We start from the raw sequence: 16273 nt of genomic DNA on the forward strand, positions 1-16273 counted from the left end.
GGCGCTCACCCGCCCTCGTAGAAGAGCCGTTCCACCACCGCGCGGGCCCGCCGGGTGCGCCGCCGGTAGTCGTCGAGCATGTCGCCGACGTGCCCCTCGGGGAAGCCGAGGTAGCGGGCGACGGCGGCCAGCTCGCGGGTGTCGCCCGGGAAGGCGTCGCCGGAGCGGCCGCGTACCAGCATCACCGCGTTGCGCACCCGGGTGGCCAGCACCCACGCCTCGTCCAGGACGGCGGCGTCGGCCGGGTCGATCAGCCCCTCGTCCCGGGCCGCGGCCAGCGCCGCTCGGGTGCCGGTGGTGCGCAGTGACGGCAGCCGGGCGGCGTGCTGGAGCTGGAGCAGCTGTACGGTCCACTCGACGTCGGAGAGCCCGCCGCGGCCCAGCTTGGCGTGGGTGGTGCGGTCGCTGCCGCGCGGGATGCGTTCGGACTCCATCCGCGCCTTGAGCCGGCGGATCTCGCGTACCGCGTCCTCCTCCAGACCGCCCGCGGGGTAGCGCAGCGGGTCGATCAGCCCGATGAAGCGCGCCCCGAGGTCCCGGTCGCCGGCCACCGGGGTGGCCCGCAGCAGCGCGTGGCGCTCCCAGACCAGCGACCAGCGCTTGTAGTAGGCGGCGTAGGAGGCCAGGGTGCGGACCAGCGGGCCGCTCTTGCCCTCGGGCCGCAGATCGGCGTCGATCAGCAGCGGCGGGTCGGCGGTGGGGATCTGCAGCAGCCGGCGCAGCTCGTCGGCGACGGCCACCGCGGTGCGGCTCGCCTCGCTCGGGTCGGCTCCCTCGTGCGGGTCGTGGACGAAGAGCACATCGGCGTCGGAGCCGTAGCCGAGCTCCCGGCCGCCGAACCGGCCCATCGCTATCACCGCGAACCGGGTGGGCAGCGGGCGTACGTCGTGGCCGGTGACGGAGTAGACCGCGGTGCGCAGCGCGCCGGCCAGGGTGGCGGTGGTGAGGCCGTAGATGGCGCTGCCGACCCGGTCGACCAGCGCGCCGGCGTCCAGTACCCGCTCTCCGTCGACCGACTGGGCGACCGGGGCGCTGACCTCGGAGGGGTCGTCGCCGTAGGTGTCGATCAGGTCGGCGGCGGCGGTACGGAACAGCTCGCGGCGGCGCACCCCGCGGACCGCGGTGATCGCCTGCTCGGGGGTCTCGGCGCGGCCGACGGCGGCCATCACCTCCTGCTCAAGAGAGGCGTGGTCGCGCGGCGCCAGGCCGTCGGTGGAGCCGAGCATCGCCACCGCCTCTGGGGCGCGCAGCAGCAGGTCGGGGGCGAGGCGGCCGGAGGAGAGCACCCGGGCCAGCCGCTGGGCGGCGGCGCCCTCGTCACGCAGCAGCCGCAGGTACCAGGGCGTCTGGCCGAGCGCGTCGGAGACCTTGCGGAAGCCGAGCAGCCCGGAGTCGGGGTCGGCGGAGTCGGCGAACCAGCCGAGCAGCACCGGCAGCAGGGTGCGCTGGATGGCGGCCTTGCGGCTGACCCCGCTGGCCAGCGCCTCCAGGTGGCGCATCGCGGCGGCCGGGTCGGCGTACCCGAGGGCCTTGAGGCGCTGGCGGGCCGCGTCGGTGCTGAGCCGGGTGTCCTCGCTGCCGAGCTGGGCGACGGCGTCCAGCAGCGGGCGGTAGAACAGCTTCTCGTGCAGCCGCCGCACCTCGCGGGCGTGCCGCTTCCACTCCCGGTTCAGCTCCGCGACCGGGTCCGCGCGCAGGCCGAGCGAGCGGCCGAGGCGGCGCAGGTCGGCCTCGTCGTCGGGGACGAGGTGGGTGCGGCGCAGCTTCTGCAGCTGGATGCGGTGTTCCATCAGCCGCAGGAAGCGGTAGGCGGCGTCCAGCGCGGCGGCGTCGGCGCGGCCCACGTAACCGCCGGCGGCGAGCTGGGCCAGCGCGGTCAGGGTGGTGCCGCTGCGCAGCGAGGAGTCGGTACGGCCGTGCACCAGCTGGAGCAGCTGCACCGCGAACTCGACGTCCCGCAGGCCGCCGGGCCCCAGTTTCAGCTCGCGGTCGACCTGGGCGAGGGGGATGTTGTCCACCACCCGGCGGCGCATCTGCTGGACGTCGGAGACGAAGTGCTCGCGGGCGGCGGCCTCCCAGACCATCGGCCGGATCTCGTCGAGGTACGTAGCACCGAGTTCCCGGTCGCCGGCCACCGTCCTGGCCTTGAGCAGCGCCTGGAACTCCCAGGTCTTGGCCCACCGCCGGTAATAGGCGACGTGGCTGGCGAGGGTACGGACCAGGGGGCCGTTCTTGCCTTCGGGCCGGAGGTTGGCGTCGACCGGCCAGATGGTGCCCTCGGCTGTGGTGTCGGAGCAGATCCGCATCATCCGGGCGGCCAGCCGGGTGGCGGCCTGCACCGCCCTGCCCTCGTCGGGCTGCCCCTCGACTGTGTCCGTCACGAAGATCACGTCCACGTCGGAGACGTAGTTCAGCTCGTGGCCGCCGCACTTGCCCATGCCGATCACCGCGAGGCGGCAGGCGGCGGCGTCCCGCGGCTGCTCGGCGGCGGCGATGGCGAGCGCGGAGCGCAGGGTGGCGGTGGCCAGGTCGGCGAGTTCGGCCGCGGTCCGTACCAGGTCGGAGGTGCCGCAGACGTCCCGGGCGGCGATGCCGAGCAGACAGCGCCGGTAGGCGGCGCGCAGCTTGTCGGGGTCGTCGGCGCCGGCCAGACCGCGTTCGAACTCCACGATGCCGGGGTTGAGGTCGGCGGATTCGTAGGTGACCAGGGCGTGCCAGTCCGCCGGGTGCCGGCTCAGGTGGTCGCCCAGCGCCTCGGATGCGCCGAGGACCCCGAGCAGGCGGTCCCGCAGCGGTTTGCCGGTGACCAGCGTGTCGAGCAGGGCGTGGCGCTCCGCCGGGTCCAGCGCCTCGGCCAGCCGGACGAGGCCGCGCAGCGCCTGGTCGGGGTCGGCGGTGGCGCCGAGCGCGTCCAGCAGTACCGGGTCGCCCCTGACGCCGCTGAGCACGTCGGCCTCCAGCAGGCGTTCGGCGGCGCCGGCGTCCGTGAAGCCGTGCCGCAGCAGCCGGCTGAACGTACTGCTGCGGCGCCCCTGCATCGGCCCTCCCGGCGGTCCCTGACGATCTCCGTCAGGCCCGAGCGTAACGCTCCAGGGGTCCCCCCGGATGCCCCGCGCACCGCCCTCACCGCCCGCGCCCGGCGTGCCGCGGGGCGCGCTCCGCAGGGGAGCCGGGCCGCCGGGTGAGGCGCCGCGCCGTCTCCGCAACGTTCGGAAAGCGTTCACCTGCGCACGGGTCACCCCGAAGGCCGCCGCACTCTAATTTTGGCATGCTCACCGCACATCCCCCGTATCCCGCTTCCGTACCGGAGGTCCCCGTGCCCGGGTGGACTCTGCCCCGCCGCAGCCGTACCGCCGTCCTGTCCGCCGCCGGCCTCGCCGCCGCCTCCGCCGGCCTGTGGGCCGGCCTCGGCGGCGACGCCCAGGCGGCCGGCGCGGTACCGACGCCCGACCACACCCTCGTGGTCGTCCTGGAGAACCACGCGTACAGCCAGGTCATCGGCAGTTCCAGCGCCCCGTACCTCAACTCCCTGAAGACCGGCGGGGCCAATCTGACCCAGAGCCACGCCATCACCCACCCGAGCCAGCCGAACTACTACGCCCTCTTCTCCGGCTCGACGCAGGGTGTCACCTCCGACTCCTGCGTGCAGACCGGCTTCAGCTCCGCCGCCAACCTCGGCTCCGAGGTGATCGCCGCGGGCAAGACATGGGGCAGCTACAACGAGACCCTGCCCAGCCAGGGCTCCACCGTCTGCAGCAGCGGGAAGTACGCCCAGAAGCACAACCCCTGGTTCGGCTTCAGCAACGTCCCGGTCTCCTCGGCGAAGACCTTCGCCCAGTTCCCGGCCGACTACGCGACGCTGCCCGCGCTCTCCTTCGTCACGCCGAACCTCTGCAGCGACATGCACGACTGCTCGGTCTCCACCGGCGACACCTGGGTGAAGAACAACCTCGGCGCGTACGCCACCTGGGCGAAGACCCACAACAGCCTGCTCGTCGTCACCTTCGACGAGGACAACTCGCTCAGCGGCAACCGCATCCCGACCGTCTTCTACGGCCAGCCGGTCAAGGCGGGCAGCTCCACCGCCACCACCTACAACCACTACAACCTGCTGCGCACCCTGGAGGACCTGGCGGGCACCTCGTCCCACGCCGGCCAGGCCGCCTCCGCCGGCGACATCACGGGCATCTGGAACTGACCCGGTGTACGTCAGCGAGAGCCGCGGCAGCACGCCCGCGGTGACCGCGCCTGCCGCCCGGGGTGGACTCCCCGGGCGGCCGGGCGTCACCGCCACGGTCTCCGGCGCCGCTACGGTCTCCGGCACGGCCACGGTCTCCGGCGCCGCCATGGTCTCCGGCACGGCCACCGTCTCCGGCGCCGCCATGGTCTCCGGCACGGCCACCGTCTCCGGCACCGTCCTCGCGCTCGGCGCGGTCAGCCTGATCACCGACGTCTCCTCGGAGATGGTGACCGCCGTGCTGCCCCTGTACCTGGTCACCGGGCTCGGCCTGTCCCCGCTCGGCTTCGGTCTGCTCGACGGCGTCTACAACGGTTTCAGCGCGCTGGTCCGGCTGGTCGGCGGCCATCTGGCCGACCGCGGCGGCCGGCACAAACCGGTGGCCGCCTTCGGCTACGCCCTGTCCGCGCTCTGCAAACCCCTGCTGCTGATGGCGCACACGCTGCCGCTGATCGGCGCGGTGCTGGCGGCCGACCGCACCGGCAAGGGGCTGCGCACCGCACCGCGCGACGCGCTGATCTCCCTGTCCTCGTCGCCCGAGTCGCGGGGCCGGGCCTTCGGGGTGCACCGGGCGATGGACACCACGGGCGCCCTCCTGGGGCCGCTGGTCGCCTTCCTGATCCTGCGTCAGGCGGCCGACGGCTACGACGCGGTCTTCACCGTCAGCTTCTGCGTGGCGGCGGTCGGGGTGGTCGTCCTGCTGCTGTTCGTGCCGTCACGGGCGCGGGAGTCGGTGCCGCCCGCAGCTCAACGGCCTTCCCTGCGGGCGGCGGTGGCGCTGCTCGGCCGCCGCGAGCTGCGGAACCTGTCGCTGTGCGCGGTGGCGCTCGGCCTGGCCACGGTCAGCGACTCCTTCGTCTATCTGATGCTGCAGCGGCGCCTCGGGGTGCCCGACCGGTGGTTCGCGCTGCTGCCGCTGGGCACCGCCGCCGCGTTCCTGCTGCTGGCGGTGCCGCTGGGCCGGTGGGCGGACCGCATCGGCCGCCGGCAGGTGTTCATCGGCGGACATGTGGCGCTGCTGTGCGCGTACGGTCTGCTCCTGGCCCAACTGCGCTCCGGGGTCCTGCCGTACGCGGTGCTCGCGCTGCACGGTGCGTTCTACGCGGCCACCGACGGCGTACTGATGGCGGCGGCGGCCGGTTCCGTACCGGCGGAGCTGCGTTCCAGCGGGCTGGCGCTGGTGCAGACCGGTCAGGCGGGTGCGCGGTTCTGCTGCTCGATCGCCTTCGGGGCGGCGTGGACGGCGTTCGGTGACCGCTCCGCGCTGGCCGGGGCGGCGGTGGCGCTGCTGGTGAGCGTGGCGCTTTCGGTCGGACTGCGGACCGGCGCCGCGCCGGAGGGAGCCGGGTGAGCCGGGTGAGCCGGGTGTCCGCCGCGGAGGGGCCGTCCGCCCCGATGAGCATCCGCGGCAAGCTGCTGGTGCTGCTCGCCTGTGTGCTGGTCCTGTCGTGCGTCGCGGGGGCCGCGGTGTGGCGGGCCGCGGACCGGGCCGACCGCAGGAACCAGGTGCAGGCGGGCGGGCCCGCGGTCCATGCCGGCGCGGTCTCGCTCGCCGCGGGGGCGCCCCGGGAGATCGTCTTCCGCTCCATGGCGTGGGGCCCGCACCGGGACGAGCTGACCAGCGTGCCCGCCGCCGACCCGAACGGGCCGCGGACCGCCTCCGGTGTGAAGTGCCTGCGGTTCTTCGCGGCGGGCGGCACCGGGATCTGCCTGCAGGCCGAGCGGGGGCCGGTCACCGACACGTACCGGGCGCTGGTGCTGGACTCCCGGCTGCGGGTGACCCGGCGGGTGGACCTGGCGGGCATCCCGACCCGGGCCCGGGTCTCCCCGAGCGGGCGGATGGTCGCGTGGACGGTCTTCGTCGGCGGTGACTCGTACGCGGGGACCGACTTCTCGACCCGGGCGTCGATCCTCGACACCACGACGGGGGCGCTCCAGCCGACGCTGGAGGACTACACCGTGACGCGGGGCGGCAAGGTCATCCGGGCCGCGGACTTCAACTTCTGGGGGGTCACGTTCGCGGACGACGACCACTTCTACGCGACCCTCGGCACGGCCGGCCACACGTACTTGGTCCGGGGCACGGTCTCCACGCGCAGCGCGGTCACGCTGCGCACCAACGTCGAGTGCCCGTCCCTGTCCCCCGACGGCACGCGCATCGCCTTCAAGAAGCGCGTCCCCGGCCTCCCGGCCGAGGCTCCCTGGCGCCTTTACGTCCTCGACCTGGCGACCCTCCGCGACCACCCCACCGCGGAAACCCGGAACGTCGACGACCAGGCGGTCTGGTCCGACGACCACACGCTCGTCTACTCCCTCCCCGGCGACTACGGCTCCGACCTCTACGAGGTTTCCGCCACGGGTTCCGCCGCTCCCCCCACCCTCCTCACCCCCTCCGCCCTCTCCCCCGCCTACCTCCCCTGACCCGGCCCACCGGCCCGCCAAGGTCCTCGTCGGCCGCATCCAGCACACCAGCCGTAACCCCGTACCCAATCGGCGAGTTGAGGCCCGCCCTCCTCCGCTCTCGGACAGCTGCGTCATATCCGCCTTGCCCAGGGGTGAGTCCGCCGAAGTTGCCCCCAGCCAGCCGCCTGCCCGCTGCCGATCGTCATCCTCCCCGCCGGTAGAACGCCGTCAGGGAGGCGAACACCGGTCCTCGCTTCGCCGAAGAGAGTGCCCACAGGCGACAACGGGCAAGAAGCTCCGACGCCGGTCGGCGGTACCGAAAGGGGCCTGCACGGATTCTGACCTCCGTGTGATCGGATGGCGGGACGCCGCCACCCGTCGGGTGAGGCGGGCTGTGGTCTTGCAGGTACCGTCGGAATCGTTGGCGTGGTGCGGGCGCCGCGGTACAGGCGTCGAGCAGCAGCCGACAGTGCGGAGTCGGATAAGCCTTGGGAGTGGTCGCGAAATGCCGTCGTCCGGTGCGGCACTCGGGCGAGCATTGACCTCTGCTCGCGCGCGTCAGGTAATGACTGAGGCGTGTCGAGCGGCGGGTTTGGATGCCGATGGCGCGTGCATGATCCGGCTCGGTGAGAACGCGCTGTTCCGCCTGGAGCGCCGGCCGGTGATCGTGCGGATCGCCCGCTCTGTGGAGTACCTGGGCGCGGCGCGGCTGGAGGTACGCGTCTCGCGGTGGCTCGCGGCTGAGGGGTTCCCCGCGTCGCGGGTGGTGGAGAACGTCGAGCAGGCCGTCGTGGTGTCCGGCCATCCGGTGACGTTCTGGCATCTCATCGAAGAGGGCGATCGGGCGGCGACGTACGGTGAACTCGGCGCGGTGCTGCGTGAGCTGCACGCGCTGCGGGTGCCGGACAGCCTGGATCTTCCCCGCTTCGACCCGTTGGGGCGGTCGGCGCTGCGGATCGAGAGGGCGGTCGGCATCCCGGCGGAGGATCGGGCCTTCTTGCGCAAGCGCCACGCCGAACTGAGCGGCCGGCTGCCGGAGTTGCGGTTGACACTGCCACTAGGACCGGTCCACGGCGACGCCCACACGAACAACCTCATGGTCGACCGGCAGGGCCGCGTCCACTTGATCGACTTCGAGACCTTCTGCCACGACCACGGGGAGTGGGACCTCATGGTGACCGCTCACGAGTACGACCGGCTGGGGTGGGTTTCGGACGAGCAGTACGCGGCGTTCAGCGGCGCGTACGGCCGGGACCTGCGGGAGTGGCCCGGCTTCGACACGCTCTGCGCTGTCCAGGAGTTCAAGATGACCACCTGGCTCATGCAGAACATCGGCGAGAGCAGCACAACCCGCGAGGAGTACAAACGGCGGATCGCCTCCCTACGAGACGATCACGCACCGCGCAACTGGCAACCGGGATGAGACAGCCCCCTACTCGTCGTCGGGGTCGGCGAGCGCGACCCGCACGTGGTCGTTGAAGTCCCGTACGGCAGAGTTGGATGCTTGCGGCGAGACCTGGCGCTGGAAGTCGGAGACGTAGCGCCGGAAGCGGGCCGACTGCACGGACTCGCCTTCCCGCACGGCAGTGGTCGCGGTGGCGACGGCGGCCCCCACGTCGCCGTGCAGGTAGTGGCTCTGGGCGAGAACCATCCGGCAGAAGGCAAGGGTCCGGGCGTACTGGGGTTCGGTCTTGCCGACCGCGAGTTCCGCGAACCGCAGGGACTCGGCGGGGCGTTGGAGATCGCGGAAGCAGTGCGAGAACTCGCCGATCAGCTCCGCTTCGTCGAAGTAGGCAAGCCATTCCGGGTCCGTGGCGGAGTCCGCCCGCTCGAAGTGGCGTTCGGCCTCGTTCAGGGCCCGCGAGGCCCCCACATGATCGTGCGCGTTCGACAGCGCGCGGGCTTCGTGGGCGGCGAACATGGCCTGGGCGCGCGGCGTGGTCCTGCCCCGGCCGCCTTCCACGGCCGCCCGCGCCAGCCGCGCGGCGCGCGGCACATCCCCCAAGTAGTTCGCCTGGTGGCTCATGTTGGCAAGGAGGGCCGCACCCATCATCCGGTCGTCGGTGATCTGCGTGAGGCGAAGCGCGGCCAGGAGATAGCGGTTGGCCAGATGGTGGTTTCCGACGTCGTACGCCGTCCACGCCAGGACTTCGCCCATCTCGGCCGCTGCGGTGAAGAGCGCCTGGCCGACCTTCTCCGAGTAGCCGGCGCTCAGCAGCGGCAGAACCTCGTGGCGGAAGTAGTGCCGCAGCGCCGCGTGTCCGTGTCCACCGCCGAAGAGGAAGTCCAGCCGCATGAACATCGCGTTGGCGGTCCGCACCGCCGCGACATCCCGCATCCCGATCCGCCGGGGCGCTCCCCGGTCGCTGGGCAGACCGTCCGGACGCGCGACGAGCCAGGACAGAACGGCCGAGCTGACCTCGTTGTCATGCAGCAGCTCGTCGGTGAACGGCTCGTCCTCGGGACGCAGTTGGGTCAGCCCGTCCAGGACGCCGAGTGCCTCGGCGAGGGATGCCGCGTAACTCGTGCCGATCGGCGAGGGGTTGATCGTGACCCCGGAGAAGCCGAGGTCGGATGCGGTGACCCGGCGGCCTAACTTCGCGCTGAGGGCTTCGGCGAGGTAGGCCGCGTTGTCCGCTTGGATGCCGGCGCCGTCGAGCCAGCGCTGTACGGACACATGGGTGGTGCCGACGCGGACGCCGTGCCGTAACGCGACATCGCGCACACGGCGGGCCAGGCCCTTGTTGGATGCCCCGGCGTCGGCCATCAGCGCGGCGAGACGGTGATTGGGCTCTCGGTTCATACTCCCCCTGCCGTCGGTCACTGACAGTAAGTGGCAATCCTGTCACCCTCTGGTCTCTCCAGGCAGGGGGTTCATGAGCGAACCCCCTCGACGTGCGGCGAACCTCCCGTGCACACGAACTCCCTCGTGAACTCTGCCGTCGCCCCTTGATGAGCCGTTGACTTGCGGACACACCCGCCGGAGCAGTCGGCACGGGCTTGACCCGCTGCTGGTTCCGCTACGTGCAACCGCGTGGTCGATACGTCCCCCGGGTGCCTGTCACAGCAAGGAGGTGAAGCGATGGTTTCGGGAGCGGTGGATCTCCGCAGCCGGCTGGACCTGGCGTGCGAGCCCGGTGCCATTCGGCATGCCCGATCCCACGCCCGCGATGTCCTCAGGAAGTGGAGTGTGCCCGCCGAGGTGTTGTTCGACGCCCTCACCATCGTGGCGGAACTCGCGACCAACGCGGTCCGGCACGGGGGAATCGAGCCGGGTCCGCGTGCCGCGGAAGGGGATGCCACGATCTCGCCCGTCTGTGCCTTGGACCTGCGCGTTCACAACGACCGCCTCTACGTGGCCATGTACGACGAGAGTCGGCGGGCCCCGGTCCTCCAACCGCCGTCCGACGACGCGGAGAACGGCCGAGGGCTGCGGCTCGTCGCCGGCCTGAGCGACGGTGTGTGGGGCTACGCCTACACCACAGACCGCCCCGGGAAGCTGGTCTGGGCGAGCCTGCCCTTCCCGGTGTCGGGCAAGCTACCCGAGCCATCGCCCGTTGGCCGAACCTCCCCCGGGCGGTATCGGCCGACTCCCAGTACCAGTTGACGCCGCAGCCGGCTTCCACACTGGGCAAGCGACGACGCAACCGCCACAGAACGCATCCATACAGAAAAGCCACCGCCATGACGTTGTTCCCCCATTTGCGGCGAGACCGCGCGACTCCCGGTGTTCCTCATCCAGCCGGCCTTCCGCCTCGCAGCAGCGTGCGGGACGCCGGACGACGCCGACGTGGAGCGGGACTTACGGGGCCACTTCCAAGTTCACGGCGCCGAGGCTCACTTCGCACACGTACTGAATTTGCCCGGCGAGTCCACCGGTGCACTGTGGGCCCACTGGGCCGACGGCGCCAAGCCCACCACCCTTGACGTACTTCTGGACTGCACGTCAGTCGAACCCGAAACACGCGATCCATGTTGTGAGTTCGTCGATCACCCTGGGGCGCACAGCTCCCGCCTCACAGCCGCCGAGACTCATTCCTCCTGAATCCGATCCTCGAGCGGCACCCGCCGACCACGCGCCGCACCGTCCCTTGGCTGGTGACAGCAGGTACTGATCATTTCAGTGCAATGCGTCAAGAAATCCTTTCCCATTACCACTCCCGAAAAAGAGGAACACCTGATGACCACCGCCTCAATAGGTGCGAGGCCCACCCCCATCGAGGAGCCCACTCAGCAACCGGCGGCCGACAAAGCCGCCTTTCCAAGCCGGACCTGGTCCATCAACACCACGGTCGGAATCACCCTCACCGGCTACCTGCCACCCTGGGCCGAAGGGGACCCCAGCGCATCGGACGTCCCCCTGGAAAAGCTTTCCGTCGAGTTGATCGACCTGTCGCACTGGATGCCCTTCGACGGACAGCCGATGCGCATCCACTACCCCTCCTATGCGGACGGTAACGGCAAGGCAGGTGAGAGTGAGGAGATCGTCTTCAGCGGCAACATCACCTGCTATCCATACAGCGAGAACCTGCGCGAACGGACTCCGTTCGCCAACGTCCGCGTCGTCGACGATTTTTGGATGAACAACCTCATCCCCGACGAAGTCGCTGGCCTCGCCGCCAAGCTCCGCACCCAAGCCGATTACCTCGAAAAGAGCGTCGTCCCGACTCTCGAAGCAGCCCGCAGCGACTGGGAAGTTCACCAGATTTCGCGTGCGAACCACATTCTCCCGTAGGCGCCAGAGAGAAGATCGCAAAAAGCGGTGAGCAGGTACGATCTTCGGCTGACGACCACCGATCTAAGTTTCCGGCCGATCGAAATTCTTCCGCCAAGCGATCGGCCCGGACCAGAGGAAGGTTTCCGGCTCGGGAACAAGCGGCCCTGCGCAGAATCAAGTTGTGGGGCACCGCCTTTGGGCCGGTGGCCGGGGGCGCTTCCGCTGCGTGGCTGTCTCAATCCGCGACGCGTAAGGGCGTTTTCTGGCAGCACCACCCGTAATTCACACCCATGAAGAGGAGTTGGCATGAGTCCCACCATCGCGCGCACCACGAAGGCGAACACGGGCACCACCGCAGTGGACGGCTTCGAGCTGGACGTCACGCTGGTCGAGGTCGGCGATGTCGCCGGCCTGGTCAGTCTGACGGACGACGGCTGCGGCGAGACCTGCGGCGCCTGCACCACCAACGTGGCCTGACCCCAGGCGCACGGAACCCGGGCCGGTGTCTTCGTGACCCGAAGTGCGAAGTCACCGGCCGCCCATCTTGGAGCAGGAGGTTGTGATGGCTTCGAGCACCGCGTTCCGTGCCGGTAGGACCGCGCTCGTCCGTGCGGTCGCCCGGCCGGAACTCCCTGTCCCCCCGGTCCCTGATCTCGATGACCCTTCCCCTCATGGCGCGGCTGTCCGGCTGGCGTGGTTGCGAGAGGTCTGGTCCGAGGGGGACGTTGCCGAGGCGCTGGAGCACGCCAGCCCGGTCCTCGCCTCCCAGGTGCGGGCCTTATGTTCCTCAGGTGCTCCAGCAGATCGTGATGTGCGGCGCGCCGCCGCCTCGGTGACCCGCTACGTGTTGCGTGCCGAGCAGCGGGCAACTCCCTTCGGTCTGTTCGCCGGCGTTGCGTCGGCCACCATCGGACCAGGGGCCGGGACGACGTGGGGTTCGGACCATAGGGTCATCGCTCGGGCGAGCGCGGAATGGCTGACGGCCGTCATCGAACGGCTGGAGTCCTGCCCCGAGCTGTTGGAGCGCCTTCCGGTGGTCCTCAACAACACCGCACAGGTACGCGGCGGACAGCTGGTCGTGCCGTACAACTCCGACACACACCGCGACCAGCGGCGCGCGGTCGAGACATCCATCGTGGTCACCGAACCGGTGCGGGCGATCCTCGACGCAGCCCGCGAACCCATCTGCGGGGGCGTCCTCGCCGACAAGCTGGCCGCGGGCTTCCCCGGGGCAGGTCCGGGAAGGGCGCAGCGGCTCGTGCGGGGGCTGATCCACAACCAGGTGTTGATCACCAGCCTGCACGCACCGAGCACCGAGACCGATGCCCTGGACTACCTGCTGGGCCGGCTCGACGCAGTCAACGCCGACACGGTCGCTCCGGTCGCCGATACCGTCCGCGAACTACGCGCCGTACAAGCCGACCTGCGAGGCTGCGACTCCCCCGCCGGCCGGGCCCGCGCCGCCTCGCGGATGCGGGCTGTGGTCCCGGGGCTGCGCCGCCATCCCCTCGCGCTCGACCTACGCCTGGACGCCGAGATCACGCTGTCGCACCAGGTCGCCCGCGAGGTCGAGCGCGCCGCCGAAGTCCTGACCCGGATTAGCGCCCTGCCGTACGGGACCGCAGCGTGGAAGGCGTACCAACGAAGGTTCTACGAGCGGTACGGCATCGGCACGATGGTGCCGCTCACCGAGGTCGTCGCCGATAGCGGCACCGGCTTCCCCGACGGGTATCCGGGCGCCCCCGCCGACGGCCGACGCTCCCGCGTTTCGGTGCGGGACGACGCCCTGGTGCGGCTGGCGCAGGCAGCCGTCCTCGACGGCCGCGACGAAGTGGTCCTCACCAATGAGCTGATCGCCGCGATGGACCTGGGGCCCGAACGTCCCAGGGTGCCGCCGCACCTGGAAGTCAGCGTTCGGGTGCACGCTGCCAGCGCCGGGGAGCTGCGACGCGGTCGGTTCCGGTTGGAAGTGGCGAGCGTGTCCCGCGGCGTCGGCGTCACCATCGGCCGGTTCCTCAGTGTGCTGGCCCCCGAGGACCGCGAACGGCTGGCAGCAGAGTTGGCCGCCCTCCCGACCGCCGACGCCGGCACCATCGTTGCCCAGTTGTCCTTCCCGCCGCTGCACCCCGCCAGCGCACACGTCACACGCGCTCCGCAGGTGCTGCCCACCGTGATCAGCGTCCAGGAGCACCGCGCCACGAGCGGCGACGTGCTCGATCCGGCCGATCTGGCAGTGGCGTGCGACGGCCGGCGCATGTACCTGGCCGCGCCCTCGTGCGGGCAGCGGATCGAGGCCGTAGGCATGCACGCGCTGAACCTCAAGGAGCACACACCGCCGCTGGTCCGGTTCCTCACCGAGCTGTCCCGCGCCCAGTGCGCGCAGGTCGCCTTGTTCGACTGGGGTGCCGCGAACGCGATGCCGTTCCTGCCGCGGCTGCGCTACGGCCGTACGGTGCTCGCCCCGGCCCGGTGGCGGCTGGAGGCCGCCGAACTGCCCGGCCGCGACCGCCCACAATCCCTGTGGAATACCGCCCTTGAGGACTGGAGGACCCGGCGGCGGATGCCGCACCGGGTCCACCTGGCCGAAGGCGATCAACGCCTCCTCCTCGACCTCGACCATGCCGCGCACCGAACCCTGCTGCGCCAACACCTGAACCGCACCCCCTTGGCGGTGCTCGTGGAAGCGCCGGACGCCGACGCGTACGGCTGGTGCGACGGCCGTGCGCACGAGGTCGTCGTGCCGCTCAAAGCGGCCCGGCTCCCGACCTGGCCCGCGCTGCCGACCCCCACCCCGGCCCGTACCTTCTCTCCGGAACAGATCCAGACGCCCGGTCTCTCCTCGCTTCTGCTCGCCACGCTCTACGGCGACCTACGCCGCCAGGACGTTCTCCTCGCTAAGCACATCCCCGACCTGCTGGACCGGCTCGGTGGGCCGCCCTGGTGGTTCATCCGCTTCCGCGACCCCGCCCACCACCTGCGGCTGCGTATCGCGCTGCCCGATCCCGACGCCTTCGCCGAGACCGCCCGTACCGTCGGCGCCTGGGCCGACGAACTGCGCGCCGCCGGACTGCTGTCGGACCTGCGCTTCCCCACCTCCTACCGCGAGATGGGCCGCTGGGGATCGGGTTCGGCCTGGGACGCCGCCGAGGAGGTGTTCCGTGCCGACTCGCGGGCCGTCGTCACCCAACTCGCCCAGCGCCAACGACCGCCGCAGCGCGCGCTGGTGGCCGCACACAGCATCGGCATCGCCACCGCGTTCCTCGGCAGCACCGAGGCCGCGATGCGCTGGCTGACCGACCATATTCCCTCCACCGCGCCCGCACCGGTTCCGCGCCCACAGTTCGCCGAGACCGTACGACTGGCCGACCCGTCCAACGACTGGGCGGCGCTGCGCGACGTAACCGGTGGGCAGGCCATCGTGAAAGCGTGGGCCGACCGGGACGCGGCGCTTGCCGCCTACCGACCCCATCTCCCCGGCCCTGACACCCAGGGCATCGGCCTGGACGACGTCCTCTCCTCACTCCTGCACGTCCACTTCGTACGGCACGTCGCGGTCGACTTCCCCGAGGAAGAGGTCTGCCTCTACCTCACCCGCGCCGCAGCCCTGGCCTGGCTCTCCCGGAGGGCACGGTGACCGATCCCCACACGCTGAAGGTGGCGGACGCCATCGCCGACCTCCTGGCCGACCCCGACACCGCCCCGGTGAGTCCGCGCACCACAACCACCGACCGGCAGCAGCTCGCGTACGGGCCCCTGGGGATCGCGCTGCTGCACATCGAACGCGCCGGAGCCGATCTGGGACCATGGCAGCGCGCCCACGCCTGGCTCGCCGCCACCACCCGGCAGCCGTTCACCAGCGGACCCGACAGCCATCCCTTCTACGGCGCCCCGGCCCTTGCCCACGCCGTGGCCTGCGCAGCCGAGCACCAACCGGTCCCCTACCAGCGAGCCCTTCTCCACCTCGACGCGCAGATCGACCGAGACGTACGCCGGCGCCTCGACGCCGTGCATCGCCGCGTCGACGCCGGCGGCATGCCTGAGCTGGCCGAGTTCGACGCGATCCGAGGACTCGCCGGCTACGGCGCCTACCTGCTGCACCGCGACCCGCTCAGCTCCACCCTGAACAGGCTCCTCGACTACTGCGTCCGCCTCACCGCGCCGGTCGCCCACGACGGCGAGACTCTGCCTGGTTGGTGGACAGCCTCCGGGCCTTCCGGCCGCCCGGACAAGCGGTTCCCCGGCGGGCACGCCAACAACGGTATGGCGCACGGCATCGGCGGAGTGCTCGCACTGCTGGCCCTCGCCGCCCGGCACGGCAACACCGTCGACGGCCACCACGCCGCCCTCCGAACAATCCTGGCGTGGCTCGACCGGTGGCAGGAAGAGACCGGCCCCGGCGTTGTCTGGCCCTATTGGGTCACCCGCGCCGAACTCCGCGAAGGGCATCTCGCCCCCTCTGCGCCGCGCCGTCCCTCATGGTGCTACGGCACAGCCGGCCTCGCCCGTGCCCAGCAACTCGGCGCCCTCGCCCTCGGCGACACTCGCCGTCAAGTCAAGGCCGAGGCGGCGCTCGTGGCCGCCCTCACCGACTTCGCGCAGCTCAAGGCCACCACGGACAACGGCCTGTGCCACGGTTACGCCGGGCTCGCCCACGTCGCGGCCCGCGCTGCCGCTCACGCACACCCTTCGACGACTGGGCAGCTTCGCGTCGCAATTCCACCGCTCCTGCGCGCGGTGTGCCAGCCGGGCACCGACTCCGCCACCGTCGCCGCGGCCCTGGTGCAGGACGAGGTAGCCGGACCGGGGTTCCTCGATGGCGCCGCAGGTATCGCTCTGGCACTCCTCGCGCCCGCCACCGAGACATCGCCCATATCCGCCTGGGACTCCTGCCTGCTCATCGCCTGACCCCGCCGATC

11 protein-coding genes are annotated in these 16273 nt (G+C 71.4%); 9 read left to right on the forward strand and 2 right to left on the reverse strand.

What is annotated here, in order from left to right:
* Positions 1-5: 5 nt before the first annotated feature.
* A complete protein-coding gene (locus tag OG552_RS09150; protein ID WP_329131094.1) occupies positions 6-3038 on the reverse strand; it encodes a bifunctional [glutamine synthetase] adenylyltransferase/[glutamine synthetase]-adenylyl-L-tyrosine phosphorylase in 3033 nt (1010 codons plus the stop codon).
* Positions 3039-3316: 278 nt separating this feature from the next.
* On the opposite strand from OG552_RS09150, the gene OG552_RS09155 reads away from it, so the two are divergent.
* The 4 genes from OG552_RS09155 (at position 3317) to OG552_RS09170 (ending at position 8063) form a co-directional block, all read left to right on the forward strand.
* On the forward strand, positions 3317-4198 hold the full coding sequence (locus tag OG552_RS09155) for an alkaline phosphatase family protein (protein WP_329131096.1): 882 nt from the start codon (positions 3317-3319) through the stop codon (positions 4196-4198).
* A 148-nt stretch (positions 4199-4346) separates the two neighbouring features.
* Positions 4347-5588, forward strand: coding sequence for an MFS transporter (locus OG552_RS09160; protein ID WP_443071153.1), 1242 nt, complete (start codon positions 4347-4349; stop codon positions 5586-5588).
* 44 nt (positions 5589-5632) lie between these two features.
* Entirely contained in the window at positions 5633-6658 is a 1026-nt protein-coding gene (locus OG552_RS09165) for a TolB-like translocation protein (RefSeq protein WP_329140689.1), read from the forward strand.
* A 595-nt stretch (positions 6659-7253) separates the two neighbouring features.
* Positions 7254-8063, forward strand: coding sequence for a phosphotransferase enzyme family protein (locus OG552_RS09170; RefSeq protein WP_329131098.1), 810 nt, complete (start codon positions 7254-7256; stop codon positions 8061-8063).
* Between the two features lie 9 nt (positions 8064-8072).
* Here the strand turns inward: OG552_RS09170 and OG552_RS09175 are convergent, their stop codons facing one another.
* Positions 8073-9443 carry a sporulation protein gene (locus OG552_RS09175; RefSeq protein WP_329131100.1) on the reverse strand — a complete coding sequence of 457 codons (1371 nt, stop codon included), beginning with the start codon at positions 9441-9443 and terminating at the stop codon, positions 8073-8075.
* A 279-nt stretch (positions 9444-9722) separates the two neighbouring features.
* Between OG552_RS09175 and OG552_RS09180 the strand changes: the two genes are divergently transcribed.
* The 5 genes from OG552_RS09180 (at position 9723) to OG552_RS09200 (ending at position 16262) form a co-directional block, all read left to right on the forward strand.
* Complete coding sequence (locus tag OG552_RS09180) at positions 9723-10247, forward strand: ATP-binding protein (RefSeq protein ID WP_329131102.1); 525 nt, start codon at positions 9723-9725, stop codon at positions 10245-10247.
* Between the two features lie 573 nt (positions 10248-10820).
* Entirely contained in the window at positions 10821-11375 is a 555-nt protein-coding gene (locus tag OG552_RS09185; RefSeq protein WP_329131104.1) for a DUF6907 domain-containing protein, read from the forward strand.
* A gap of 288 nt (positions 11376-11663) precedes the next feature.
* Positions 11664-11834, forward strand: coding sequence for an FxLD family lanthipeptide (locus OG552_RS09190; protein ID WP_329131107.1), 171 nt, complete (start codon positions 11664-11666; stop codon positions 11832-11834).
* Positions 11835-12045: 211 nt separating this feature from the next.
* Positions 12046-14991, forward strand: coding sequence for a lantibiotic dehydratase (locus tag OG552_RS09195; RefSeq protein ID WP_329140692.1), 2946 nt, complete (start codon positions 12046-12048; stop codon positions 14989-14991).
* Complete coding sequence (locus OG552_RS09200) at positions 14988-16262, forward strand: lanthionine synthetase C family protein (RefSeq protein WP_329131109.1); 1275 nt, start codon at positions 14988-14990, stop codon at positions 16260-16262. Before OG552_RS09195 ends, OG552_RS09200 begins: the two co-directional genes overlap by 4 nt.
* Positions 16263-16273 lie beyond the last annotated feature (11 nt).

Source organism: Streptomyces sp. NBC_01476 (genome assembly GCF_036227265.1).
Classification (GTDB): domain Bacteria; phylum Actinomycetota; class Actinomycetes; order Streptomycetales; family Streptomycetaceae; genus Actinacidiphila.